We start from the raw sequence: 18326 nt of genomic DNA, 5'->3' as shown, positions 1-18326 counted from the left end.
ATTCACCCTTCTTCGGTCCGCGACGGGCACAGGGCCCGCGCGGTCACGCTTCGGCCAGATCGGCAAGGCGCTTGCGCGCCTCGACCACGCGCTCGCGGCGCTCCATGAACTCAGCGCGCTTTTCCTGCTCCGCAACGACGATCTCTTCCGGCGCCTTGGCGACGAAGGCCTCGTTGCCAAGCTTCTTGTCGATCCGCGCGATCTCCTGGTCGAGCTTCTTCTCCTCCTTGGAGAGCCGCTCGGCTTCCGCGCCAAGATCGATGACGCCTGCCAGCGAGAGGCAGAACGTTGCCTCGCCAGCCACGATCTGGACACTGCCCTTCGGTGTGCGATCGGCAATCTCGATGCTCTCGACACGCGCCAGACGCAGGATCTGCGCTTCGTGGGTCTTGAGCCGCGCACGGGTCAATTGCCCCGCGCCGGTGACGATCAACGGCACGCGCGCGCCCGCCGGAACATTCATCTCGGAGCGGACCGAACGGATCGAGGTGATCAGCTCGACGACCCAGTTGATCTCCTCCGCCGCATTGGCGTCGCCTCCGAGTGAGGACGGCCAGCGCGTGTGCGCAAGGATCTTCTCGCGGGCAGCTTCCGGCTGCTCGTCGACGGCGCGCGCCCAAAGCTCTTCGGTCATGAACGGCATGAACGGATGCAGGATCTTGAGCGTCTCGTCGAGAACCCAGGCGGCCGTTGCCCGTGTCTCGGCCTGGGCCTCGGCGGAGCCTTCCGCGAAGATCGGCTTGGCGAACTCCAGGTACCAGTCGCAGAAGGTGTTCCAGACGAAACGATAGGCCGCGCCCGCCGCCTCGTTGAAGCGGAAGCCCTCGATCGCCTCGGTGACTTCGGTCATGCAGCGCCCGACCTCGGTCACGATCCAGCGGTTGACCGTTTCGCGCGCCGCGACGGGATCGAAGCCCTGCGGCCGCACCCCACCGTTCATCTCGACAAACCGCGCCGCGTTCCACAGCTTGGTGACGAAGTTGCGGTAGCCAGCAACCCGGCTGGTGGCCAGCTTGATGTCACGTCCCTGCGCCGCCATTGCAGCCAGCGTGAAGCGCAGCGCGTCGGCGCCATATTCGTCGATGAGCGCCAGCGGATCGATGACGTTGCCCTTCGACTTCGACATCTTCTGGCCCTTCTCGTCACGGACCAGGGCGTGGATGTAGACCGTGTGGAAGGGCTCGGTCTTCATGTAGTGATCGCCCATCATCATCATCCGGGCGACCCAGAAGAAGATGATGTCGAACCCGGTGACCAGCACGCTCGTCGGATAGTAGTTGGCAAGCTCCGGCGTCTTGTCGGGCCAGCCAAGCGTGGAAAACGGCCACAGCGCCGAGGAGAACCAGGTGTCGAGAACGTCCTCGTCGCGGTAGAGCGCGATCTTGCCGTCGGTGTCGCCGGTTTCCCAGCGCGCCAGCGCCTCCTCGACGCCGACGATCTCGACCTCGCGTCCGAAACGCGCGGCGGCGGCGGCAACGGCCTCTTCTTCGCTCTTCTCGACGAAGAGCGCACCCTCGGGGCCGTACCAGGCCGGAATGCGATGGCCCCACCAGAGCTGGCGCGAGATGCACCAGGGCTGGATGTTCTCCATCCACTCGTAATAGGTCTTGTCCCAGTTGCGCGGCACGAAATTGGTGCGCCCCTCGCGCACGCTGTCGATCGCGGGCCCCGCGAGTGTCTTGGCGTCGACGTACCACTGGTCGGTCAGCAGCGGCTCGATCGGAACGCCGCCGCGGTCGCCATGGGGAACCATGTGCGTGTGCGGCTCGATCCGGTCGAGCAGCTCCAGTTCCTCCATGCGCGCCACCAGGCGCTTGCGCACGTCGAAGCGGTCGCAGCCGTCGAAGGCGGCAATGGTTTCGCTCAGCGCCTCGCTCTCCGGAACCCCCTCGAGAAATTCCGGATTGTCGGTGAGACAAACCTTCGCCTCGCGGTCGAGCACCGAGATCATCGCCAGATTGTGGCGCTTGCCGACCTCGAAGTCGTTGAAATCATGCGCCGGCGTGATCTTCACCGCGCCGGAGCCGGCGGTCGGATCGGCATAGTCGTCGCCGACGATCCGGATGCGACGGCCAACGAGCGGCAGAACGGCGAACTTGCCGATCAGGCCCGCATAGCGCGGATCCTCGGGATTGACGGCAATGGCGGTGTCGCCAAGCATCGTTTCCGGCCGCGTCGTCGCAACGACGATGTAGTCGCGGGTCTCATGCTCGCTCGCCGTGCCGTCCTCGTCCCAGGCGACAGGCGCTTCATAGGTCGCACCATCGGCCAGCGGGTAACGGAAGTGCCACAGGTTGCCCTTGATCTCGATCTGTTCGACCTCGAGATCGGAGATCGCGGTCAGCAGCTTCGGATCCCAGTTGACCAGCCGCTTGTCCTTGTAGATCAGCCCTTCCTTGTAGAGGCTGACGAAGACTTCCAGCACGGCGCGGGACAGCCCCTCGTCCATGGTGAAGCGCTCGCGCGACCAGTCGCAGGAGGCGCCCAGCCGCTTGAGCTGGTTCATGATCATGCCGCCGGATTCGTCTTTCCAGCTCCAGACCCGCTCGACAAACGCCTCGCGTCCCATGTCGCGGCGGCCCGGCTCCTTGCGCTCGGCAAGCTGGCGCTCGACGACCATCTGCGTGGCGATGCCCGCGTGGTCCATGCCCGGCTGCCACAGCACGTCACGGCCGCGCATTCGCTCAAAGCGCACCATGATGTCCTGCAAGGTGTTGTTGAGCGCATGGCCCATGTGCAGGGAGCCGGTGACATTGGGCGGCGGGATCACGATCGAGAAGGATGCGGCACCGGGCTCCGCCCCCGCGCCGGCGCGGAAGGCATCTACGTCTTCCCACGCCTTCGCGATCCTGGGTTCGACGGTGGCGGCATCATATGTCTTGTCGAGCATTGTTCTTCCCAAGAACTGAAAACTGAAGGCGTGGTGTCTCGCAGGCGCGGGCCGAAGTCAACCATTCCCCGAAAGGCGGCGACAGCGTGGCGCGCCGCCATCCTGTCCACCGCAAGTCGCACGGTCCCCGGCGCAGGCTTGAAACAAAAAACGCCGCCCGGAGGCGGCGTCTGGATCGATGCGGTTTCCCAGGTCCGGGAAGCCTTGGCGAAATGATCAGCGGCCGCGGGAGATGCGTTCGATCTCCTGACGTACCATCCGCTCGACCATGGGCGGTAGGTTTTCATCAAGCCAGGTCTTGAGCATCGGCCGCAACAGCTCCTTGACCAGGTCCTCGAGCGTGCGGGCGTTATTGGACAGGATCGTGCCGGCGAGGTTGCTGAACGCGGAATGCACGGCCTGGTTCGCATCGGCCGAGAGCAGGCTGTCCTCAATGGACGGCGCGGCCTTCCCCTTGCCGGCAGACTGAAACGAGGGCGCGGGAGACGGCTCGTCATCCGGCTCGACAAAGGCAAGATCGTCGTCCGCCTCATCGACATCAGGCTTTCCGGAGAAAGCCATTTCGGCATCGCTTGCGTCGTCCTCGACCTCGAGGTCTTCCGTCAGCTCGAAGACATCGTCCACCTCGGCGGCGACCGTCTCCGGCTCCTCTTCTTCCGCGGGTTCTTCCACCACGGGCTCGTCGACCACAGGATCGACATCCATGTCCCCGTCGGAATCGAACAGCTTGTCGAGGTCGTCCTGGGACATCGCCTCGCCGGCAACGAGCTCGTCTTCGGCAGAGGTCGCAGCCTCTCCCGCGTCGGCAGCTGCTGCCGCCGGTTCCTCATCAGAAATGATCCGGCGAATAGAAGCCAGTATCTCCTCCATCGAAGGTTCTTGAGCTTGATTGGCGTTGGCCATCGCAATCCCCGCACTCGACATCCAAGCACCCGCCAAGAGCAACGTTCCGCCAGTTGCGGTAAAACGCGCTCACGCCAGCATCGGGCGACTCACTCAAACACACTATAGCGCGTTCCCCTTCCTCGGGAAAAGCGCATGCCGACCCGATTCCGGTCATGCCCTGCCGTAAAGACACACAATTTCCCGAGTCGTCGGTAAATTCAATCAAACTCTGGCCGCAAGGACGAAGGCCCGCCTCCCGCACACCGCATCATGCGGGTCGGGAAGCGGGCCTTGCCAACACGTCAGGAAAACAGGAAGTCGCTCAGCGGCCGTCCGGCGTCGTCAGGCCGAACCAGCTGTTGCGTACCTTTTTGTAGTGGGTCGTCTCGTCATACCGGGCAACGGAAAGGCCGATGCTGTCGGCGGTCAGCCTGCCGATCGCCGCCATGAGCTGGTAGGCCGCGACCGCGCGGTTCCGCTCGGCGGAGATCAGGTTCACCTGGCTGTTGACGAGCTCGAGCTGCGCATTGAGGACGTCAAGCGTCGTGCGCTGGCCGACGCGCTGCTCCTCGATCACGCCTTCAAGCGCCAGCTGGTTGGCCGAGACGGCGTCCTGGGCGGCCGCGATGGAGGCAACGGCGGCCTCATACTGCCCCCAGGCGGAGACGGCGGCAGCGCGCACCTGGTCGCGGGCAACGTCCAGCTGGACACGGGCCTGACCGAGATCTTCCTTCGCCTGGCGTACGCGCGAGGACACCGCGCCGCCCTGATAGATCGGGATGGACACGCGGCCGAAGACGCTCGCGGAGTTGATCGCATCGACCGAGCGCGACGACGGCGGGCTCCACTGGCGTCCGACATTGCCCTCGAGAGAAACTGTCGGAAGCAGTTCGCCCTCGACCGTCTTGACGGCGAAGACACCGGCATCGACGAGATGCTGAGACGAGAGAATGGCGGGATGGGACGAGGCGCCGCTCTTGAGCGCGACGTCGAGCTTCTTGGGAAGCTGACCATAGATGTTGGTGCGGGCCGAAAGCTTCTTGGGGTCGGCACCGACCACCTGCCGGTAGACGGCGCGGGCGGTATTGACGTTGGCCAGCGCCAGATTGAGGGCCGACTGCGCTTCCGAGTAACGGGCGCGTGCCTGCGAAACGTCCGTCCGCGTTCCCTCTCCAACCTCGAACCGGTCCTGCGCGGCGCGCACCTGCTCGGTGAGGAACTTGAGGTTGCTGCGGCGCAGCGAAACGATGGCCGTCGTGCTGATCACGTCCATGTAGGCGGTCGCGGCATCGGTCAGCACCGACTGTTCGGTCGAGCGCAGGCTTTCGCGCTGCGCGCGGACGATCGCTTCGGCCTGTCGGGTCGAGTTCACGGTTCGGAACCCGCGAAAGATCGCCTGGGTGACCTGAAGGCCGACGCTCGCGGTGTTGCGGTAGCTCGAACCGCCCGGCTCCAGGTCGGAATATTGAGCGCCGACGTCGACCTGTCCGAAGATCTGGGGACGCCACCCGCTAAGCGCCTGCGGGACGCGCTCGTCGACAGAACGCAATTCGGCGCGGGCCGCGTTCAATGTCGGATTGTTGGCATAGGCCTGGGCAAGCGAATCACCAATTGACTGCGACCACGCAGTGCCGGGCTGCGCGATTGCAGCGGCCGCAAGCGCGGCCGCAAGAAACCATGATCCAGTCCGATTCACTATAAACACCCCTGTTCGCGCAAGAACGCAAAACTGCGCCCTTCCTGTCTGACGCGGACCATTGCGCCCGCAACACCCATCCCGTTTCCGCAATCCCGGCTTGTCTGGTGCCTCTTCGGGCAAACGCCGGCATTCCGGTTCCGCGCCGCAAACGAACTCCCGCAAGTTCGCCAGGGCGCGAAAATATGACGGTCACACAAAACCGTCAGTGAGTTTACTGTTATCGGCAGGGGAGCGAGAGACAACCTCGGAAAGTGTCGCCAGACCGCATTCGGAGACGATTGCGACCTCTTGGCAACACATTCTTCAGGGATTTGCGTCTCAGGGTTTCGCGTTTCGCGAGGTCATCGCGCGACAGCCAAAGCCGCGACGCGGCATCAGCCGGCGGGCGGGCTGCATGAGCTGCCTCTGCCCGCCGGGATTCGATGCGATATCAGTATCTCAGAAGACGAATTCGGCGGCCCGCTCGAAGCCCGGCAGCACGTGCGCCGAGGCATTGAAGGCGAAACGGCCGGAAATCACATCGCCGGAACGGACATAGAGCTTGGCCACGCCTGCCCCGCCGGTGCCCTCGACGACAACGAGCCGCCCACCGTCCTTGAGCTGGGTGGTCAGTGCCTCCGGCAATACCTCGACGGCGCCGTCCACGACGATCACGTCGTAGGGGCCTTCGGAGGCCGCCCCCGTCACGAGGTCGCCAGACAGGATCGCCGCGTTCTCGATGCCGAGATCGACGATCAGCTCGGAAGCGGCATCCACCGCGCCCGGGTCCTTCTCAATGCCGACGACAGAGGCTGCAAGCCGCGCAATGACCGCGACGCTGTAGCCGGTCGCGCAGCCGACGCACAGCACGACGTCGCTGTCGCGGATGTTGGCGAGCTGCACGAGCTTGCCGAACACATGCGGCTTCATCAGGCTGCGGGTCTCATCGCCCACGGTCAACGGCACGTCCTGATCGCTGTAGGCGATGCAACGCTTGGCGGAGGGTACAAAGCGCTCGCGCGGGACCTCCTCCATCGCATCCAGGATGCGCAGATCCGTCACATCGTTCGTCCGCAGCTGGTTGTCGACCATGTGGGTGCGCACACGTTCAAAGTCGCCCATCGCGCCTGTCTCTTCCGTTGGTTAGCCTCGTCCGCCCGCGGCAGCCTGGCCGCGCGCTCTCGGTATCCGTCACCGTTGTCTGCGCGCCGTCGCCACCCGAAGGCAGCGCATCTGGCAGCGTCTCAAGGTTCCATAGCTTTGTCGAGCGCCCGTGACAAGCACGGACGCGCCGTTCAGCCGCTCGGCGGCTTCAGCGGAAAGTCGTCCAGCGTCAGCCCCGAGCGAAAGCGGAGCCAGTAGATACCGGCAAAGACGATGCCCGCAATAACCGTGGTCAGCAGCGCCTTGCGCCACAGCCGCGGGTGGATCGGGGCGCTTGGCGCCGTGCCGGGCGCGACGTCTCCGCGCTCCTGCTGGGTCACAACGCCGATGGGAAGGATCGTGAAGAGCACGATCCACCAGACGATAAAATAGATGGCAATCGCTGAAATCAGGGACACGGCAGTAGGTTCCGGGTCTTTCGGTCCGGGCGGGAGGCCCGGGTGTCAGGGAGGTGAAGCGCCCTCGCCCATCGGCGCGGTCGATCCGAGCGGGCCTCAGACCTGCTCAAGCTCCACCAGGGTTCCGTTGAAGTCCTTGGGATGCAGGAAGAGAACCGGCTTGCCGTGCGCGCCGATCTTCGGTTCGCCCGTGCCCAGGACCCGTGCCCCCTTCTCAAGCAGCCTGTCGCGTGCGGCAAGGATGTCCTCCACCTCGTAGCAGACGTGGTGGATGCCGCCGGAGGGATTGCGCTCCAGAAACGCGGTGACGGGCGAGCCCTCGCCGAGCGGCTCCAGCAGTTCGATCTTGGTGTTGGGAAGCTCGATGAAGACAACCGTCACGCCGTGGTCGGGTTCGGGCTGGGGCTGCGACACATGCGCGCCGAGCGTATCCCGGTACATGGCCGTCGCCGCACCCAGGTCCGGAACGGCGATTGCGACATGGTTGAGACGTCCGATCATCCTGTCCTCCTGCATTGCCTCACTCCTGCCAGAGCGAGCCTTGGCAAACCATCAGCCATTTGGTCACAGGCAGGGGCCTGATGTGCCCCTGCCCGCCTCATCCCGGGTCTTCGTTGCTCAGACCCGGAACACCAGAGCTTCCGTCAGCGGCTTCTTGCCCCAGCAATCGCGGATCGCCGCGCGTGCCGCCCGTCGGGCCGATTCGGCGACAACATCGAGATCGCGGCGGCGATTGCGCGGAATGCTCTCCAACGCGGAGATAACCTCGTCGATGACGAGATCCTCAAGGTCGTCGCCCCCCGTGGACACATCCGGCAGGCCGAAGAGTGCCGCCTGCGGCTCGCCCACCAGTCCGCCCTTGGCGTCAACCAGCACGGTCACGATCACCGCGCCTGCAAGCGCCAGCTTGCGACGCTCGATCGCCCCGGTTTCCTCCGGGTCGCCCGAGATGTTGCCATCGCGCACCTCGATGCCGACCGGCACCGTGTCGACCACGCCGGCATCGCCAGGCGCGAGACGAACAAGATCGCCGTTCTTCACCGACAGCACGGTCGGGATGCCATGGGCGATGCCCAGTTCGCGCTGTGCCTTCAGGTGCATCGCCTCGCCGTGCGCCGGCACCAGGATCTGCGGTTTGACCAGATCGTAGAGCTGCACCAGCTCACCGCGACGCGGATGACCGGACACATGCACCAGGCCGTCCTTGTCGGTGATGACGGTGACATCGGCCTCCGACAGTTGGTTGACGATGGCGTTCACCGCCTTCTCGTTGCCCGGAATCGTGCGCGAGGAAAACACCACCGTGTCCCCCTTCGAAAGCGCCACATTGCGGTGGTCGCCCGAGGCGATGCGCGCCAGCGCGGCGCGCGCCTCGCCCTGACTGCCCGTGAGCAGCAGCAGGCACCGCTCCGGCGGCAGGAAGCCGTAGGCATCCTCCGTCAGGAACGGCGGAACATCGTCGAGATAACCGAGTTCGCCGGCGACCTCGATGACCCGGTGCATGGAGCGTCCCATCACCACCACGTCCCGTTCGCACGCCTTGGCGGCGAGCGCGATGGAGCGGATGCGCGCCACATTGGAGGCGAAGGTCGCCACCGCGACGCGCTTCTTGGCGTTACGGATGGCCTCGATCATTCCCGCCGAGACATCCGCCTCGCTCGGGCTGACGCCCTCGCGCACGGCATTGGTGCTGTCGCAGACAAGCGCCAGCACGCCCTCTTCGCCGATCTCGGCGAGACGCGCCGTGTCGATCGGCTGTCCGATGCCAGGTGTCGCGTCCATCTTCCAGTCGCCCGAGTGCACCACCGTGCCCGCCGGCGTGCGGATGGCAAGTGCGCAAGGCTCGGGGATCGAGTGCGACATGGCCACCATCTCGACGTCGAAGGGACCGGCCTTGATCCGCTCGCCCTGCTTTACCACCGTGACCGGAATATCCGGCGCTCCCGCCTCTCCCGACGCCTTGGACGACAACATGCCGGCCGTGAACGGCGTCATGAAGATCGGCGCCTCGAGACGCGGCCAGAGCTGCAGGATGGCACCGTAGTGATCTTCGTGCGCATGAGTGATGAAGATGCCATCGAGACGGTCGCGCCGCTCCTCGATGAAACGGATGTCCGGGACGATCACGTCGACGCCCGGCAAGTCCGGCCCGGCAAACGTCACGCCGCAATCGACCATGATCCAGCGCCTGTTTCGCGCCGGTCCGTAGCCGTAGAGCGCCATGTTCATGCCGATTTCGCCAAGCCCGCCAAGGGCGACGAAAACGAGCTCGTTCTTGCCCGTCATTCGATACTCCTGTTCGCGCCCTTTCAGCGGGCGCAAGACCCGGCTCCAGGCCGGGACAATCCACATCTATCCGGGGGACGCCGCATCTGGTGCGGTCCTCTGTCCGGATGTCGAAACGTATGTGGCGTGCCCATCGTGGCACGTCCATCCGCATTTGGCGCGCCGAAAGCGGCGGCGCGCAAAAGCTCTGGTCAGGTCATGTTCGCGAAGAACACGTCTCCGGCCGAAATCACGGAAACGGTACCGTCGTCGCGGCGCAGCATCAGCCGGCCTTCACCATCCAGGCCCTGGAAGATACCGCTGGTCTCGCAGTTGTCGAGGCGGACCCGGATCGGCCCGCCAACGCCAACGGACCGTTCGAGCCAGTCCTCGATCTGCACGGCGAAAGGACGCTCGCGCCAGCTCGACAGGCGGGCCTCAAGGGCGCGCGCCAACTCGAGAAAGGCACGCTCCACATCGATCTGATAGCCAAGTCCGGCAAGATCGGCGGCGCGATAGTCGGCCAGGTCCGGATGATGCACCAGGTTGAGCCCGAAGCCGAACACCACGGCACGCCGTCCGTCGGCAAGCTGGGTCGCCTCCAGCAGGATGCCGGAGATCTTGGCGCCGTCGACGAGCAGGTCGTTGGGCCACTTGAGCCGTGCCAGACGGAGCGTGCCGCACATGCGGTCGACAGCCTCCGAAAGCGCTATCGCGGCGACGAGCGGAAGCTGTGCGAGCCGCTCCGAAGGTCCCGGATCGATACCGAGATAGGTCGCGTAGAGATTTCCCGGCTCCGACATCCAGGACCGGGCGCGCCGCGCCCGGCCGGCTGTCTGAAGTCCGCCAACGATCCAGAGGCCACCGGCCTCGCCCCGGGCGGCTGCCTCCAGCGCGAGCGCATTCGTCGACCCGACTTCACGATGGGCGGCCACGCGAATGCCCGGGAGGCCGGGCACCTCCCTTGGTCGCCCATCGAAGACAAGCGCCGTCAGAACAGCGTCCCGGCCGCCGCGCTGGCCATCTTGACGATGGAGCCGGCGAAGACGACGAAGAGCAGCACGAAGGCCGAGGACAGGCCGAGCGTGAACTTCAGCTCAGCCGGCATCGGCAGGAAGCCCCGCGTCGGCTCGTCGAAGAACATCACCTTGACCACCCGCAGGTAGTAGTAGGCGCCGACCACGGAGGCAAGAACGCCGATCACCGCGAGCGGATAGAGCCCCGCATTCACCGCCGCCAGGAACACGTAGAACTTGGCGAAGAAACCGACGAAGAACGGAATGCCTGCGAGCGAGAACATGATCATGCCGAGCAGCACCGCCATCGGCAGGTTGGTCTTCCACAGACCCGAAAGATCGGAGATCTCCTCGACCATGCCTTCCTTGCGACGCATCGACAGGATGCAGGAGAAGGCGCCGAGCGTCATGGCCAGATAGGCGGTCATGTAGACGATGACGCCAACCACGCCCTGCTCGGTGCCGGCAGCCAGGCCGACCAGCGCGAAGCCCATGTGACCGATGGACGAATAGGCCATCAGCCGCTTGATGTTCTTCTGGCCGATGGCGGCAAAGGCGCCGAGCGCCATCGAGGCGATGGAGATGAAGACGATGATCTGCTGCCAGTCGTGGGTGACCGGCTCGAACGCACCGACCACGACGCGGGTAAGCAGGCCCATGGCGGCTATCTTCGGCGCGGCGGCGAAGAACGCCGTCACCGGCGTCGGCGCACCTTCGTAAACGTCCGGCGTCCACATGTGGAACGGCACGGCCGAGATCTTGAAGGCAAGGCCGGCAAGGATGAACACCAGTCCGAAGATGAGGCCGAGCGACGAGCCGCCGGCATGCGCCAGCGACGCCGCGATCGGCTCGAAGCCCGTCTGGCCGGTGAAGCCGTAGACCAGCGACATGCCGTAGAGCAGCATGCCCGAGGACACCGCGCCGAGCACGAAGTACTTCAGGCCCGCCTCGGTGGAGCGCGTGCTGTCGCGGTTGAAGGCTGCGATCACGTAGAGCGAAAGCGATTGGAGCTCAAGCCCGAGGTAGAGCGTGATCATGTCGTTGGCCGACAGCATCAGCATCATGCCGACGGTCGCTAGCACGATCAGCACCGGATACTCGAAGCGCTCGAAATTCTCGTTACGGGCAAACGCCACCGACATGGCGATGGCAAAGCCCGAGCCGAGCAGCGTCAGAAGCTTCATGTACCGGGCGAAGCCGTCCAGCACGAAGGCGCCGTAGAAGGTCGTGCGCGCCTCGATGCCGAATTCGGCCGGCAGCAGGAGCGGCAGTGCCGCCACCGCCAGCAGCGCCACGGAAAGCGCCGTGACGTAGGGCGTGATCTTCCGCCCGCCAAAGACGCCGAGCATCAGCAGCACGAGCGCACCGGCCGCCAGCATCAGCTCCGGCAGGGCGGGCGCGAGGTCCGGGAGTTGGGAATAGGCGTTCATGTCGTCTTGCGTCCTCGGGCCTTAATGAACCAGCAGCGCGGTTTGCTGCGCCGCCTCGATCGCTGCCTGGTAGTTGGTCACCAGAGCATCGACCGACGCCGACGTAACGTCGAGAATCGGCGCGGGATAGAAGCCGAAAAAGATGGTCAGGATGATCAGCGGCACGATGATCACGCGCTCGCGGAAACTGAGGTCGACGATCGACTTCAGGCTCTCCTTGTCGAGCGCGCCAAACACCACCCGTCGGTACAGATAGAGCGCATAGGCCGCAGACAGGATCACGCCGGAGCTGGCGAACAGCGCCACCCAGGTGTTCACCTGGAACGCCCCCATCAGCGTCAGGAACTCGCCGACGAAACCACTCGTGCCCGGCAGGCCGACGTTCGCCATCGTGAAGATCAGGAACGCCACCGCGTAGAACGGCATCCGGTTGACCAAGCCGCCATAGGCGGAGATCTCGCGGGTGTGCATGCGGTCGTAGATCACGCCAACGCAGAGGAACAGCGCACCCGAGACGATGCCATGCGACAGCATCTGGAACAGCGCGCCCTGCACGCCCTGCGTGGTCATCGTGAAGATGCCCATGGTCACATAGCCCATGTGGGCGACGGACGAATAGGCAATGAGCTTCTTGATGTCTTCCTGCACCAGCGCCACCAGCGAGGTGTAGACGATGGCAATCACCGACAGCGTGAACACCAGCGGCGCGAAGGTCTCGCTCGCGAGCGGGAACATCGGCAGCGAGAAGCGCAGGAAGCCGTAGCCGCCCATCTTCAGCAGGATGGCGGCAAGCAGCACGGAACCGGCGGTCGGCGCCTCGACGTGGGCGTCGGGAAGCCAGGTGTGCACCGGCCACATCGGCATCTTCACGGCGAAGCTGGCAAAGAAGGCAAGCCACAGCCAGGTCTGCATGCCGGCCGGGAAGCCATGCTGCATGAGCGTCGGGATGTCGGTCGTCTTGGCCTCGCCATACATCGCCATCAGCGCGATCAGCATGAGCACCGAGCCGAGCAGCGTGTAGAGGAAGAACTTGTAGCTGGCGTAGACCCGGCGCTTGCCGCCCCACACACCGATGATCAGGAACATCGGAATGAGGCCGGCCTCGAAGAAGACGTAGAACATGACCAGATCGAGCGAGCAGAACACGCCGATCATCAACGTTTCCAGCACCAGGAACGCGATCATGTACTCCTTCACGCGCTTCTGGATGCTCTTCCAGCTCGCAAGGATGCAGAAAGGCATCAGGAAGGTGGTCAGGATGACGAACAGCATCGAGATGCCGTCGACGCCCATGCGGTAGCCGATGCTGCCGCCGAGCCACTCCCGGGTCTCCTGGAACTGGAAGCCCGGATTGGCGGCATCGAAGCCACCCCAGATGAACAGCGAGATCACGAAGGTGAAGGCCGTGGTGATCAAGGCCACACGGCGCATGTTCTCCTTCGCCCCGTCATCCTCGCCACGAACGAGGAGGATGAAGAACACACCGACGAGAGGCAGGAAGGTCGTGATGGAAAGAAGCGGCCAGTTGCTCATCAGTGAGCGCCCCCGACGGAGAACATCGACCAGGTGATCAGTGCGGCAACACCGATCAGCATGGCGAATGCGTAATGATAAAGATACCCGGTCTGCAACCGGACGACCCAGGTGGTCACGTTCTGGACGCGGGCGGCAACGCCATCCGGGCCGAGACCGTCGATCACCGCGCCATCGCCCTTTTTCCAGAGCTGGCGGCCGATCCACATGGAGGGCTTGACGAAGATCGCGTCATAGAGCTCGTCGAAGTACCACTTGTTCAGCAGGAACTGGTAGAGCGCGTCATGACGCTCCGCGAGCTTGCGCGGCAGGTCGGGCGACTTGATGTAGAACAGCCACGCCACCGCGAAGCCGAGCACCATCATCACGAAGGGCGACGCCTTCACCCAGAACGGGACCGAGTGGATCTCGTGCAGGATGTGGTTCTCCTCGGAGAGGTAAACCGCGCCCTTCCAGAATTCCTCGTAGCCATGTCCCATGAACGGCCCGGAGAAGACGAGGCCGGCAAACAGCGCCCCGAGAGCCAGAACGGCCAGCGGAACGGTCATCACAAGAGGGCTCTCGTGCACGTGCTTCATCACGTCGACGGAGGCCCGCGGCTTGCCGTGGAAGGTCATGAACGCCAGGCGCCAGGAGTAGAACGACGTCAGGCCGGCGGCGATCACCGTCATGAAGAAGCCGTACTGGGCAAAGGCATTCTGTCCGACGAAAGCTGCCTCGATGATGCCGTCCTTGGAGAAGTAGCCGGCGGTCAGCGGGAACCCGGTCAGTGCCAGCGTGCCGATCACCATCATCCAGTAGGTGAAGGGGATGTGCTTGCGCAGGCCGCCCATCTTGCGCATGTCCTGCTCGTTCGACACGGCGTGGATGACCGAGCCGGCGCCGAGGAACAGGAGCGCCTTGAAGAAGGCGTGCGTGAACAGGTGGAAGACGGCGATCGAATAGCCGCCAACGCCGAGCGCGACGAACATGTATCCGAGCTGCGAACAGGTCGAATAGGCGATCACCCGCTTGATGTCGTTCTGAACCAGGCCGACCGTTGCGGCGAAGAAGGCCGTCGTAGCACCGACCAGCGTGACCACCGTCAGCGCCGTGGGCGACAGATCAAAGATCGGCGACATCCGGGCGACCATGAACACACCCGCCGTCACCATGGTGGCGGCGTGGATGAGCGCGGAAACCGGTGTCGGGCCTTCCATGGCGTCCGGCAGCCAGGTGTGCAGCAGGAACTGCGCCGACTTGCCCATGGCCCCCATGAACAGCAGCAGGCAGATGGCGGTCAGCGCGCCATGCTGGTCGAGCTGCATGCCGAGGAAGTCGATCACCACCTTGGGCTCACCTTCGGCGAACCCCTTGGCGTTGGCGAACAGCGTTTCGTAATCGCTCGACTGGAACAGGTAGAACAGGCCGAAAATGCCCAGGATGAAGCCGAAGTCGCCAACGCGGTTGACAACGAAGGCCTTCATCGCCGCGGCGTTCGCGGACGGCTTGGTGTACCAGAAACCGATCAGGAGATAGGACGCGAGGCCGACGCCTTCCCAGCCGAAGAACATCTGCAGCAGGTTGTCGGAGGTCACCAGCATCAGCATGGCAAAGGTGAACAGCGACAGATAGGCGAAGAAGCGTGGCCGGTGCGGATCGTGGTGCATGTAGCCGATGGAATAGACATGCACCAGCGCCGAGACCGTGTTGACCACGACCAGCATGACCGCCGTCAGGGTGTCGACCCGGATCGACCAGTCGACATTGAACGTACCGGAGTTCATCCAGCGGAACAGCACCTGGCTGGTCTCATGCGTCTCGCCGAAGCCGACGGTGACGAAAGCCACCCACGACAGCAGCGCCGCAAGGATCAACAGACCCGAGGTGACGTACTCGCTGGCCTTGGCCCCGATCGCCCGGCCGAACAGGCCGGCGATCAGGAAGCCGATCAGCGGCAGGAACAGGATTGCCTGATACATCGCGTCCTCAGCCCTTCATCATGTTGACGTCTTCCACCGCGATCGACCCGCGATTGCGGTAGAAGACCACGAGGATCGCGAGGCCGATGGCGGCCTCCGCGGCGGCGACCGTCAGAACCAGAAGCGCGAAGACCTGGCCGACGAGGTCGCCCAGGAAAGACGAGAACGCCACGAGATTGATGTTCACCGCGAGAAGCAGCAGCTCCACCGACATCAGGATCACGATGACATTCTTCCGGTTCAGGAAGATGCCGAAGATCCCGATGGTGAACAGGATCGCTGAGACCGTCAGGTAATGTGACAGACCGATTTCCATGGGCGCGCCCCGTGATGCTCCCGAATTAGACATGAAAGGCAGGGCGCACGGGCGGCGCCTCAACCAAAACGCGTGAATGCGAGGGGATCGTCAGATCCCCTTGCCGGTTTCCACCTTGCGCACCTCGACCGCCGCCTCGCGCGTACGTCCGACCTGCGTGGAGATATCCTGGCGCTTCACCCCGTCCTTGTGGCGCAGCGTCAGCACGATGGCGCCGATCATGGCGACAAGGAGCACGAGGCCGGCCGTCTGGAAGTAGAGGATGTAGCGGGTGTAGATCAGCTCGCCGAGGCTGCGGATATTGCCCGCGTCCCCGGCGGCGGCGGCCGGAGCCGCCGTGTGCCCGATGATGTCCGGCGAGATCACCCAGCCTCCCAGCACCATCAGCAGCTCGATGAGCAGGATCGCCCCGATCAGGCCACCGATCGGCACATATTGCAGGACGCCCTGGCGCATCTCGACGAAGTCGACGTCGAGCATCATCACCACGAACAGGAACAGCACCATGACCGCGCCGACGTAGACGACGATCAGAAGCATCGCCAGGAATTCGGCCCCGAGCAGGATGAACAGACCCGCCGCGTTGAAGAACGTCAGGATCAGGAAAAGAACCGAATGCACGGGATTGCGAGAGGCGATCACCATGAAGGCGGAAGCCACCGCGACCGCCGCGAAGAGGTAGAAGAAGACGGCTTGCAGTACCATGTCTCGGTGTGCCCCTGTCCCGTTTCATCCAGGCCCGTGTCCGGGCGGGCCCGTCACGCAGGCCCTTGTTGTTTGTCCTGGGCGCGTCCCCTTCGAGACGGCCTCTCTTAGACCAGCCGTCCCGCCGCGTCCACCGTGGGCGCCTTAGCGATAAGGCGCGTCCAGCGCGATGTTGTTGGCGATTTCCCGCTCCCAGCGGTCGCCGTTGGCGAGCAGCTTCGCCTTGTCGTAGTAGAGTTCCTCACGGGTTTCCGTGGCGAACTCGAAATTCGGTCCCTCGACGATGGCGTCCACCGGGCAGGCTTCCTGACAGAAGCCGCAGTAGATGCACTTCACCATGTCGATGTCGTAACGGGTCGTGCGCCGCGTGCCGTCGTTGCGGCGCGGACCCGCCTCGATCGTGATCGCCTGCGCCGGGCAGATCGCCTCGCACAGCTTGCAGGCGATGCAGCGCTCCTCGCCGTTGGGATAACGGCGCAGCGCATGCTCGCCGCGGAAGCGCGGGCTCACCGGCCCCTTCTCGAAGGGGTAGTTGATCGTCGGCTTCGGCTTGAAGAAATAGCGCATCGCCAAGAAGAAGGCGGACACGAATTCCTTCAGCAAGAGCGATTTGGCAGCCTGTTGCAGTGCCATGGCGTAAAGCCCCGTTCTTTCGTTCTCTCGTTGCCGTCCGCCCTGCCCCGCCCGGAGCTTCCGTTCGGAGCCCCCTTTCAAGGGGTGGGACATACGGCCGCGTTTTCGACCCGGTGCCGCGCCAGGCGCGGCTGCCGGAAACTTCTAACCTGTAAGCGAGCTGGCGGCGAAATAGCCGACCAGCGGAAACCCGACCAGCGCCACCCCGAGCACCACCAGCCGAAGCTGGGGCTCGAAGCGCAGATATAGGCCGGTCTTTCCCGTCTGCTGGCGCCGCCGCTCGGCCGCGCCCCGCAGAACCCCGATCACGATCTTGTAGTCGATCCACCCGAGGTAGAGCCCGATGGCTGCACCGATCAATCCCGGGACCGAAATCGACATGTCCAGTCTCCCTGCCCCTTACGGCGCCCAGCCCATCGCCATCAGCACGGCGGCGACGATGAAGACCATTGCCAGCGACAGCGGCAGGAACACCTTCCAGCCGAGGCGCATGAGCTGGTCGTACCGGTAGCGCGGGACCATCGCCTTGACCATGGCGAACATGAAGAACACCAGCAGCGACTTCAGCAGGAACCAGACGACGCCCGGCACCCAGGTGAAAGGTGCGAAATCAAGGGGCGGCAACCAGCCACCCATGAACAGCACCGTCATCAGGCTGCACATCAGGGCGATCGAGACATACTCGCCCAGCATGAACATCATGTAGGGCGTGGAGCCGTATTCGACCATGAAGCCGGCGACGAGTTCCGATTCCGCCTCGGCCAGATCGAACGGCGGACGGTTCGTCTCCGCCAGTGCCGAGATGAAGAAGATCACGAACATCGGGAAGAGCGGCAGCCAGTACCAGTTCAGGATCGACAGCCACGGCACGCCAAGCGCCGAGGCAAGACCGGTCTTCTGCGACATCACGATATCGGTGAGGTTCAGCGAACCGGCGCACAGCAGCACCGTCACAACCACGAAGCCGATGGACACCTCATAGGAGACCATCTGCGCCGCCGAACGCAGAGCCGACAGGAAGGGATACTTCGAGTTCGAGGCCCAACCGCCGATGATGATACCGTACACGCCGAGCGAGGAGATCGCGAGGATGTAGAGAATGCCGACGTTGATGTCGGCGATCACCCACCCTTCGGCGACCGGCACGACCGCCCAGGCGCCGAGCGCCAGCATCACCGAGACGAGCGGCGCCAGAAGGAACAGGCCCTTGTTGGCACCGGCCGGAATAACCGGCTCCTTGAGCACGAACTTCAGCAGGTCCGCGAAGGACTGCAGCAATCCCCAAGGCCCGACCACGTTCGGGCCGCGACGAATCTGCACAGCCGCCCAGATCTTGCGGTCTGCGTAAAGAATATAGGCAACGATCACCAGCAGCACGACGAGCATAAGCACGCTCTGCGCCACCATGATGATCAGGGGAAGAAGGTAATCCGCCCAGACGTCCGCCATAAT

The 18326-nt window shown here is 64.2% G+C and carries 16 protein-coding genes; all 16 read right to left on the bottom strand.

All coding sequences use genetic code 11. The annotated features are described in order from the left end of the window. Nucleotides 1-43: 43 nt before the first annotated feature. On the bottom strand, nucleotides 44-2890 hold the full coding sequence (locus ACSLUQ_RS06095) for a valine--tRNA ligase (RefSeq protein ID WP_461807979.1): 2847 nt from the start codon (nucleotides 2888-2890) through the stop codon (nucleotides 44-46). Nucleotides 2891-3106: 216 nt separating this feature from the next. Then, complete coding sequence (locus tag ACSLUQ_RS06090) at nucleotides 3107-3793, bottom strand: PopZ family protein (protein WP_461807978.1); 687 nt, start codon at nucleotides 3791-3793, stop codon at nucleotides 3107-3109. Between the two features lie 304 nt (nucleotides 3794-4097). Then, on the bottom strand, nucleotides 4098-5471 hold the full coding sequence (locus ACSLUQ_RS06085; RefSeq protein ID WP_461807977.1) for a TolC family outer membrane protein: 1374 nt from the start codon (nucleotides 5469-5471) through the stop codon (nucleotides 4098-4100). Nucleotides 5472-5912: 441 nt separating this feature from the next. Continuing rightward, entirely contained in the window at nucleotides 5913-6575 is a 663-nt protein-coding gene (locus ACSLUQ_RS06080; protein WP_417773194.1) for a protein-L-isoaspartate O-methyltransferase family protein, read from the bottom strand. Nucleotides 6576-6748: 173 nt separating this feature from the next. Continuing rightward, nucleotides 6749-7015 (bottom strand): DUF1467 family protein, encoded by a 267-nt coding sequence (locus ACSLUQ_RS06075; RefSeq protein ID WP_461807976.1) that lies wholly within the window; start codon nucleotides 7013-7015, stop codon nucleotides 6749-6751. Nucleotides 7016-7111: 96 nt separating this feature from the next. Next, a complete protein-coding gene (gene mce / locus ACSLUQ_RS06070; protein WP_417773192.1) occupies nucleotides 7112-7516 on the bottom strand; it encodes a methylmalonyl-CoA epimerase in 405 nt (134 codons plus the stop codon). Nucleotides 7517-7633: 117 nt separating this feature from the next. After that, nucleotides 7634-9301 (bottom strand): ribonuclease J, encoded by a 1668-nt coding sequence (locus ACSLUQ_RS06065; protein ID WP_417773191.1) that lies wholly within the window; start codon nucleotides 9299-9301, stop codon nucleotides 7634-7636. Nucleotides 9302-9492: 191 nt separating this feature from the next. Further along, nucleotides 9493-10215, bottom strand: coding sequence for a biotin--[acetyl-CoA-carboxylase] ligase (locus ACSLUQ_RS06060; protein WP_461807975.1), 723 nt, complete (start codon nucleotides 10213-10215; stop codon nucleotides 9493-9495). A 56-nt stretch (nucleotides 10216-10271) separates the two neighbouring features. Continuing rightward, complete coding sequence (gene nuoN / locus ACSLUQ_RS06055; RefSeq protein ID WP_417773189.1) at nucleotides 10272-11726, bottom strand: NADH-quinone oxidoreductase subunit NuoN; 1455 nt, start codon at nucleotides 11724-11726, stop codon at nucleotides 10272-10274. 21 nt (nucleotides 11727-11747) lie between these two features. Continuing rightward, nucleotides 11748-13259 carry an NADH-quinone oxidoreductase subunit M gene (locus tag ACSLUQ_RS06050; protein WP_461807974.1) on the bottom strand — a complete coding sequence of 504 codons (1512 nt, stop codon included), beginning with the start codon at nucleotides 13257-13259 and terminating at the stop codon, nucleotides 11748-11750. Next, the gene (gene nuoL / locus ACSLUQ_RS06045) at nucleotides 13259-15220 is read right to left on the bottom strand and encodes an NADH-quinone oxidoreductase subunit L (protein ID WP_417773187.1); all 1962 of its coding nucleotides are present in this window, start codon (nucleotides 15218-15220) and stop codon (nucleotides 13259-13261) included. The genes ACSLUQ_RS06050 and nuoL overlap by 1 nt, the downstream gene beginning before the upstream one ends. 7 nt (nucleotides 15221-15227) lie before the next feature. Beyond that, on the bottom strand, nucleotides 15228-15536 hold the full coding sequence (nuoK, locus tag ACSLUQ_RS06040) for an NADH-quinone oxidoreductase subunit NuoK (RefSeq protein WP_417773186.1): 309 nt from the start codon (nucleotides 15534-15536) through the stop codon (nucleotides 15228-15230). A gap of 90 nt (nucleotides 15537-15626) precedes the next feature. Then, nucleotides 15627-16241, bottom strand: a complete 615-nt coding sequence (locus ACSLUQ_RS06035) for an NADH-quinone oxidoreductase subunit J (RefSeq protein WP_461807973.1) — start codon at nucleotides 16239-16241, stop codon at nucleotides 15627-15629. A 144-nt stretch (nucleotides 16242-16385) separates the two neighbouring features. Next, on the bottom strand, nucleotides 16386-16874 hold the full coding sequence (nuoI, locus tag ACSLUQ_RS06030) for an NADH-quinone oxidoreductase subunit NuoI (RefSeq protein WP_417773184.1): 489 nt from the start codon (nucleotides 16872-16874) through the stop codon (nucleotides 16386-16388). Between the two features lie 144 nt (nucleotides 16875-17018). After that, complete coding sequence (locus ACSLUQ_RS06025) at nucleotides 17019-17255, bottom strand: hypothetical protein (RefSeq protein WP_417773183.1); 237 nt, start codon at nucleotides 17253-17255, stop codon at nucleotides 17019-17021. A gap of 18 nt (nucleotides 17256-17273) precedes the next feature. Then, on the bottom strand, nucleotides 17274-18323 hold the full coding sequence (nuoH, locus tag ACSLUQ_RS06020; protein WP_417773182.1) for an NADH-quinone oxidoreductase subunit NuoH: 1050 nt from the start codon (nucleotides 18321-18323) through the stop codon (nucleotides 17274-17276). Between the last annotated feature and the right edge of the window lie 3 nt (nucleotides 18324-18326).

This window comes from Stappia sp. ICDLI1TA098 (assembly GCF_054880955.1).
The sequence above is the reverse complement of the archived record's forward strand: the minus strand, read 5'-3'. Positions and strand labels throughout refer to the sequence as shown.

Bases quoted from the DNA above. Each gene is read 5' to 3' on its own strand.
- ACSLUQ_RS06095 (WP_461807979.1), bottom strand. From the start codon at position 2,890: ATGCTCGACAAGACATATGATGCCGCCACCGTCGAACCCAGGATCGCG.
- ACSLUQ_RS06090 (WP_461807978.1), bottom strand. From the start codon at position 3,793: ATGGCCAACGCCAATCAAGCTCAAGAACCTTCGATGGAGGAGATACTG.
- ACSLUQ_RS06080 (WP_417773194.1), bottom strand. From the start codon at position 6,575: ATGGGCGACTTTGAACGTGTGCGCACCCACATGGTCGACAACCAGCTG.
- mce (WP_417773192.1), bottom strand. From the start codon at position 7,516: ATGATCGGACGTCTCAACCATGTCGCAATCGCCGTTCCGGACCTGGGT.
- ACSLUQ_RS06065 (WP_417773191.1), bottom strand. From the start codon at position 9,301: ATGACGGGCAAGAACGAGCTCGTTTTCGTCGCCCTTGGCGGGCTTGGC.
- nuoN (WP_417773189.1), bottom strand. From the start codon at position 11,726: ATGAACGCCTATTCCCAACTCCCGGACCTCGCGCCCGCCCTGCCGGAG.
- ACSLUQ_RS06050 (WP_461807974.1), bottom strand. From the start codon at position 13,259: ATGAGCAACTGGCCGCTTCTTTCCATCACGACCTTCCTGCCTCTCGTC.
- nuoL (WP_417773187.1), bottom strand. From the start codon at position 15,220: ATGTATCAGGCAATCCTGTTCCTGCCGCTGATCGGCTTCCTGATCGCC.
- nuoK (WP_417773186.1), bottom strand. From the start codon at position 15,536: ATGGAAATCGGTCTGTCACATTACCTGACGGTCTCAGCGATCCTGTTC.
- ACSLUQ_RS06035 (WP_461807973.1), bottom strand. From the start codon at position 16,241: ATGGTACTGCAAGCCGTCTTCTTCTACCTCTTCGCGGCGGTCGCGGTG.
- nuoI (WP_417773184.1), bottom strand. From the start codon at position 16,874: ATGGCACTGCAACAGGCTGCCAAATCGCTCTTGCTGAAGGAATTCGTG.
- ACSLUQ_RS06025 (WP_417773183.1), bottom strand. From the start codon at position 17,255: ATGTCGATTTCGGTCCCGGGATTGATCGGTGCAGCCATCGGGCTCTAC.
- nuoH (WP_417773182.1), bottom strand. From the start codon at position 18,323: ATGGCGGACGTCTGGGCGGATTACCTTCTTCCCCTGATCATCATGGTG.